Consider the following 4,653-nt stretch of genomic DNA (forward strand, 5'->3'; position numbering starts at 1 on the left):
TCCTTGCCGGTCGGCAGCATGGTGACGACGGCGTCGCAGGCCTCGCCGAGCTCAGCGAGCTGGTCGGTCGCGCGCGCGCCATGCTGCCGCGCGAAGGCTTTTGCGCGTGCGGGATCGAGATCGAAGGCCACAACCTCGAACCCGCCCTTTTTCACGTTGGCGGCCATCGGCGCGCCCATATTGCCGATGCCGATGAATCCGACTGTTTTGATGGTTGTCATGATCGCACCCGGTTACTCGAGACCCAACTGCTTCAGTTTTTCCTCCGCCGCGCGGAAGCCTTCGACGCCGCGCGGGATGCCCGCATAGACCATGGCATGGATCAGGATTTCCTGAATCTCGTCCTTGGTGACGCCGTTGGCGATGGCGCCTTCGATGTGAACCTTCAATTCGTTGGGACGGGCCATCGCGACCAGCATTGCCATGGTGATCATCGAGCGAATTTTTCGCGAGAGTTTCGGCCGCGTCCAGGTCTGGCCGAAGCAATATTTCGTCACGATCTCCTGCAGCGGCCAGATGAACTCGCCGGCATTGTTGATCTGTCCGTCGGCGCCGTCGAAACCCCACATCGCGCGCCGTACCTTGATGCCGCGGGCAAAATCCGGATCGGCCATCTCGAGCTTGGTGCGGGTCTTTTTGCCGGACTTCGTTCCGGCATCGTTTGCGGCGCGGCGCGGCTTGGCGTTCACCTTGGACTTGTTCGACTTGGCCATCTGAAACTCGATCCTCCCTTGGGATGGTTTTACGATCATGTCGCGTTTGACGGGGTGACGGAAGTGCCAGCCAGCGCAACCCGCCATGCGCGGCGGCAAATTGCCGACACAATGCGCCTCGCGCTATAGGCAGCTGCAGAAAATCTTGCGGCTTGCCCACCATGGTGGGACGCGCGAGTCCCGTTTCACTGTCCGGAATCGAAGCCATCATGAAAATTGTCCGTGTCACCGCAACGCCGCTGAATGTTCCCCTGAACATTGCGATTCTCGGCCTCGACAAGAAAACCTCGCTCGCCGCCTGTTTCGTCGAGGTCGAGACCGATACCGGCATCGTCGGTCATGGCCTCACCTCGATCACCGAGGAGGATGTGGTGGCGCAGGCGGTCAACGGCGTGATCGCGCCCAACCTTCTCGGCGACGACCCGCTGCTGCATGAACGAATCTGGGAGAAGATGTACTGGACGCTGATGCCGCGCGGCCAGACCGGCTATGCGGCGCATGCAGTCGCTGCGGTCGATCTCGCGCTCTGGGACATCAAGGGCAAGGCGCTGAACCTGCCGGTCTGGAAACTGCTTGGCGGGGCGCGGCAGCGGGTGCCGGTCTATGCCACGTTCGGCTTCGGCTTTTTCGATCGCGAGCAGCTTGCGGCGGCCGCGAAGAAATGGGTGGCGGACGGTTTCCGCCGCCTGAAGATGACGGTGGCGAGCGAAGCGCTCAGGCACAAAGACGAGCGTCCGGTGATGGACGCGATCCGCGAGGATGCACGGCGTGTGCAGGCGGTGCGCGAGGCAGTCGGGCCCGACGTCGAGATCTTCATCGACGCCAATTGCAATCTCGATCTCTACCACGCCGCCAAGCTCGTGGAGATGATCCGTCCCTGCAACATCTCCTTTTTCGAGGAGCCGCTGACCCAGAACGATGTGCTCGGCATGGCGCAGCTTCGCAGGAACAGCGGCATTGCGCTCGCCTGCGGTCAAAACGAGGGATTGCTGTACCGGTTCCGCGATCTGCTTGCGGCGCAGGCGATCGACTATGCGCAGCCCAATGTCTGCATCACCGGCGGCTTTACCCAATGCCTGAAGATCGCCGGGCTCGCCGCATCATACAATGTATCGGTCGCCAATGGCGGGGCGTGGTCCTATCACAACATGCATCTGCAGGCCGGCGTCGCCAACGGCTCGCTGGTCGAGCACCATTATCTTGCGGTCGAAATGTACAGGACGCTCTATAGCGGCCTGACCGAGCCGCAGGCCGGCTGGCTCACCTTGCCGGACCGGCCGGGGCTTGGCTTTGAGCCAAACCGCGAGGCAATCGCCGAGATTGCAAAACTGCCGCTTTCGGCAGGCCGCGCCAAGGGCTGACGCCAGCGCGGTGACCGGAGTCGCCCTTTTTCAGGATTGCGGGCGTCCGGACGTCCGCTCGCCATAAAACAGCGTTGCCGCAAAGATCGCGAAGGCGAGGCAGATCAGGCTCACAATCAGCAGGGTTTCGGCGGGCATCGTCCGTCTCCTTCATTTGTTGGCGACGAACGATGGCTCTGGCTGACGCCACTCGCCTTGCGCTGAATCAAGGCAGCGCCGAGGGAAGACGGGGCGTTAACGCGGCCTTAAGAAATTCAATCGCACTTTCCGAATCGCAACAATTTTTTCGGGGGCTGACGATGGCGTCCTTTGGGCTGAATGCTTCAGACGATGTGTGCCCGATTCCGGAAAGCCTGTTCGGGCAGTTGTATCGCTCGCATCCGGAAGGTCTTGCCGAACTGGTTGCGACGATCCCCGGGCGGACGCGCGCTATGCTGGCGATGTTCTGCTATCGGCGGGCGCACCTGCATGCGCTGAGTCTGTCCATCGCCTCGACCTGCGAGGAGGCCGACCTGATCGATGCCGGCGGCCGGCCGGGCGCTGCGCTCTACGAATTGTCCCGGCAGCCGGAAGCCCCCATCGCGGCAGCGCAGGAGACCGGCCGGCGCAAGATTTCGCTGTCTCGCGGACCGCTCTGGCATCCGGCGCCGCTGGAAGACGATTACGTCGATTGACGTTGCGCGAGGGTCGTTTCGCTTTTCTTCGAGTCGCAAAACGATTCCGGGCTATGCGGTGCCGCGTCTTCTTTGCGCGCAGAGCTGCGCATTTTGCTCGAAAACGCTGTACAGCCGCTGCGGCGCCAGATGAGCGTCGGCTGCCGCCGCATCCTGCCGGTCAGTCGATTTCGATGGTGAATTCCTGGCGGCAGGCCTCGCACCAATAGCCCGCCACAGCCGGAAGTGCGCCGCTTCGCGGCAGATAGGCGCGGACGCTCATTCGTTGCTTGCAATGGGGGCAGTCCATCGCCGGCACGGCGTCAATCTTGTCGTCCATCGTCATTCTGCTTGGGTTGCCTGTAAAACCAACGGCGAGGCCAAGCACGCTCGCGCCGGCGGCGCATTTAAAAACTACAATTTACAAGCCGATACGATAAGAAACGGCGCTGCACTGCGCATGCGCCAAATGACGGTTGGACCGGCGGACGAGAAGACGCGCTATCCGTTCAGGGACGCGCGAACGCGACCAGCAGTATCGTGGTGAGCGTGACGAGCAAAATCGCATTGCGCATAACGAAGCCTGCGATCAGGAACGAGACCTCATCGGCGAATTCGTTCAGAAGCTGACGGAACATGGCTTTGCTCCGAGACGGTGGCCCACCGGGCGAGCCACCGCGTGAGGATCGCTCAGACGTCTGTTGTGTAATTTAGGGCGCGCCAGGACGGCGGTATGTGAGGCCGCTCACATTTTTCGATCCGAGAGGGGAGGCACGCTTGCAAAAATCACGGCTCATAGCCTTGTCGGCGGTTGCGGCCGCAATCTTCGTTTGCGGCGACCGGCTGCGCGCCCAACAAGGCTCTTTTTTCGAGATCGGAATCGGCAACCGCAGTTGCGAACATTGGTTGTCGGAGGCGCGTCTCGAGCAGGAGGGTATCGCTTATATTCTCGGTTTTTGGAGCGGGCTCAACATGACCAGCGCAAATAACCGCAATGTCGGAAGGGGGCGGGATCTCGAGAGCATCGTCGGTGAAGTCAGAAAAGTCTGTTCGTCGCGCCCGTCGATGGATCTGATCGACGCAGCCGCGGATGCTTACGAGACGATGGCGAAGGCAAAATAAGCGCTGCGGCTCGGATAGCCCCGGATGTGCAGCATTACGTTGGCTGCGGTCAACGTCATGGTGCTGCGGTCAATAACGGATGCTTCCGCGCTAGATTTCGAACGACAGCTGATGATGTTTGGCTCCCCGGGCCGGATTCGAACCAGCGACCAACCGGTTAACAGCCGGTTGCTCTACCACTGAGCTACCGGGGAACGAAGCGGGGCTATAACAAAGCCTCGCCCGATTGCAAGCATTTCAGGTCGATGTTGCCCGAAATTGAAAGAACTGGAGGCCACGCCCGGAATTGAACCGGGGTACACGGTTTTGCAGACCGTTGCGTAACCACTCCGCCACGTGGCCTCGGGCGCAAGGTCATATAGGAGCGCCGGGGGCCGGGCAACATTTCAGAGCGGAAGGGCGGGTGCCCGATCTTGCGTTTTCGGACACAAAGCCGCAGAAGCAGGCGATCCTGATTTGGACGAAATTCATGTTGGACCAGACCATGGTGGATTACGCCGCGTTGCGCCGCGCGATGGTGGATGGGCAGGTCCGCACCGCTGACGTCACCGACCGGCCCTTGATCCGCGCTATGCTCGATGTTCCCCGTGAGGATTTCGTGCCCGCGGCGCAGGCGGAACTTGCTTATCTCGACCTCGATCTGCCCGTCGGCGGGGGCGGCCGCCGGCTTCTGAAGCCCATGATGCTGGCAAAGATGCTTCAGGCTCTGGACCTCAAGAGCGCTGATCGCGTGCTCGATGTCGGCTGCGCGACCGGCTATGCGGCGGCGCTGCTGGCGCGGCTTTCCGGCTCCGTTCTCGCTCT

Annotated in this window: 8 protein-coding genes and 2 tRNA genes; 4 read left to right on the top strand and 6 right to left on the bottom strand. The window is 61.6% G+C overall.

Annotation, left to right across the window (positions count from 1 at the left end):
• Positions 1 to 221, bottom strand: a 221-nt coding sequence (locus ACK41X_RS22590; RefSeq protein ID WP_409728305.1) for an NAD(P)-binding domain-containing protein, incomplete at its 3' end; no start/stop codon positions are given.
• 12 nt (positions 222 to 233) lie between these two features.
• Complete coding sequence (locus ACK41X_RS22595; protein WP_409728308.1) at positions 234 to 713, bottom strand: carboxymuconolactone decarboxylase family protein; 480 nt, start codon at positions 711 to 713, stop codon at positions 234 to 236.
• Between the two features lie 209 nt (positions 714 to 922).
• Here ACK41X_RS22595 and ACK41X_RS22600 point away from each other — a divergent pair, with 209 nt between their 5' ends.
• Both ACK41X_RS22600 and ACK41X_RS22605 read left to right on the top strand, forming a co-directional pair.
• Positions 923 to 2,074: a mandelate racemase/muconate lactonizing enzyme family protein gene (locus ACK41X_RS22600; protein WP_409728310.1), complete on the top strand. Its 1,152-nt coding sequence runs from the start codon at positions 923 to 925 to the stop codon at positions 2,072 to 2,074.
• Between the two features lie 299 nt (positions 2,075 to 2,373).
• Positions 2,374 to 2,748, top strand: coding sequence for a hypothetical protein (locus tag ACK41X_RS22605; RefSeq protein ID WP_409728315.1), 375 nt, complete (start codon positions 2,374 to 2,376; stop codon positions 2,746 to 2,748).
• 160 nt (positions 2,749 to 2,908) lie between these two features.
• On the opposite strand, the gene ACK41X_RS22610 is transcribed toward ACK41X_RS22605, so the two are convergent.
• The gene (locus ACK41X_RS22610) at positions 2,909 to 3,067 is read right to left on the bottom strand and encodes a hypothetical protein (RefSeq protein ID WP_409728318.1); all 159 of its coding nucleotides are present in this window, start codon (positions 3,065 to 3,067) and stop codon (positions 2,909 to 2,911) included.
• A 169-nt stretch (positions 3,068 to 3,236) separates the two neighbouring features.
• Positions 3,237 to 3,365 (bottom strand): hypothetical protein, encoded by a 129-nt coding sequence (locus tag ACK41X_RS22615; protein WP_409728320.1) that lies wholly within the window; start codon positions 3,363 to 3,365, stop codon positions 3,237 to 3,239.
• Between the two features lie 139 nt (positions 3,366 to 3,504).
• Between ACK41X_RS22615 and ACK41X_RS22620 the strand changes: the two genes are divergently transcribed.
• Positions 3,505 to 3,849, top strand: a complete 345-nt coding sequence (locus ACK41X_RS22620; RefSeq protein ID WP_409728323.1) for a hypothetical protein — start codon at positions 3,505 to 3,507, stop codon at positions 3,847 to 3,849.
• Positions 3,850 to 3,968: 119 nt separating this feature from the next.
• Here ACK41X_RS22620 and ACK41X_RS22625 read toward each other — a convergent pair.
• A tRNA-Asn gene (locus ACK41X_RS22625) sits at positions 3,969 to 4,043 on the bottom strand.
• Positions 4,044 to 4,117: 74 nt separating this feature from the next.
• Positions 4,118 to 4,191: transfer RNA gene (locus tag ACK41X_RS22630), tRNA-Cys, on the bottom strand.
• A gap of 61 nt (positions 4,192 to 4,252) precedes the next feature.
• Here ACK41X_RS22630 and ACK41X_RS22635 point away from each other — a divergent pair.
• Positions 4,253 to 4,653, top strand: a 401-nt coding sequence (locus ACK41X_RS22635) for a protein-L-isoaspartate O-methyltransferase family protein (protein WP_409728326.1), incomplete at its 3' end; no start/stop codon positions are given.

This window comes from Pseudorhodoplanes sp. (assembly GCF_046289595.1).
Lineage (GTDB): Bacteria > Pseudomonadota > Alphaproteobacteria > Rhizobiales > Xanthobacteraceae > Pseudorhodoplanes.

What these genes read in the sequence shown, in the direction of transcription:
- ACK41X_RS22595 (WP_409728308.1), bottom strand. Translation starts at nt 713, where the DNA reads ATGGCCAAGTCGAACAAGTCCAAGGTGAACGCCAAGCCGCGCCGCGCC.
- ACK41X_RS22600 (WP_409728310.1), top strand. Translation starts at nt 923, where the DNA reads ATGAAAATTGTCCGTGTCACCGCAACGCCGCTGAATGTTCCCCTGAAC.
- ACK41X_RS22605 (WP_409728315.1), top strand. Translation starts at nt 2,374, where the DNA reads ATGGCGTCCTTTGGGCTGAATGCTTCAGACGATGTGTGCCCGATTCCG.
- ACK41X_RS22610 (WP_409728318.1), bottom strand. Translation starts at nt 3,067, where the DNA reads ATGGACGACAAGATTGACGCCGTGCCGGCGATGGACTGCCCCCATTGC.
- ACK41X_RS22615 (WP_409728320.1), bottom strand. Translation starts at nt 3,365, where the DNA reads ATGTTCCGTCAGCTTCTGAACGAATTCGCCGATGAGGTCTCGTTCCTG.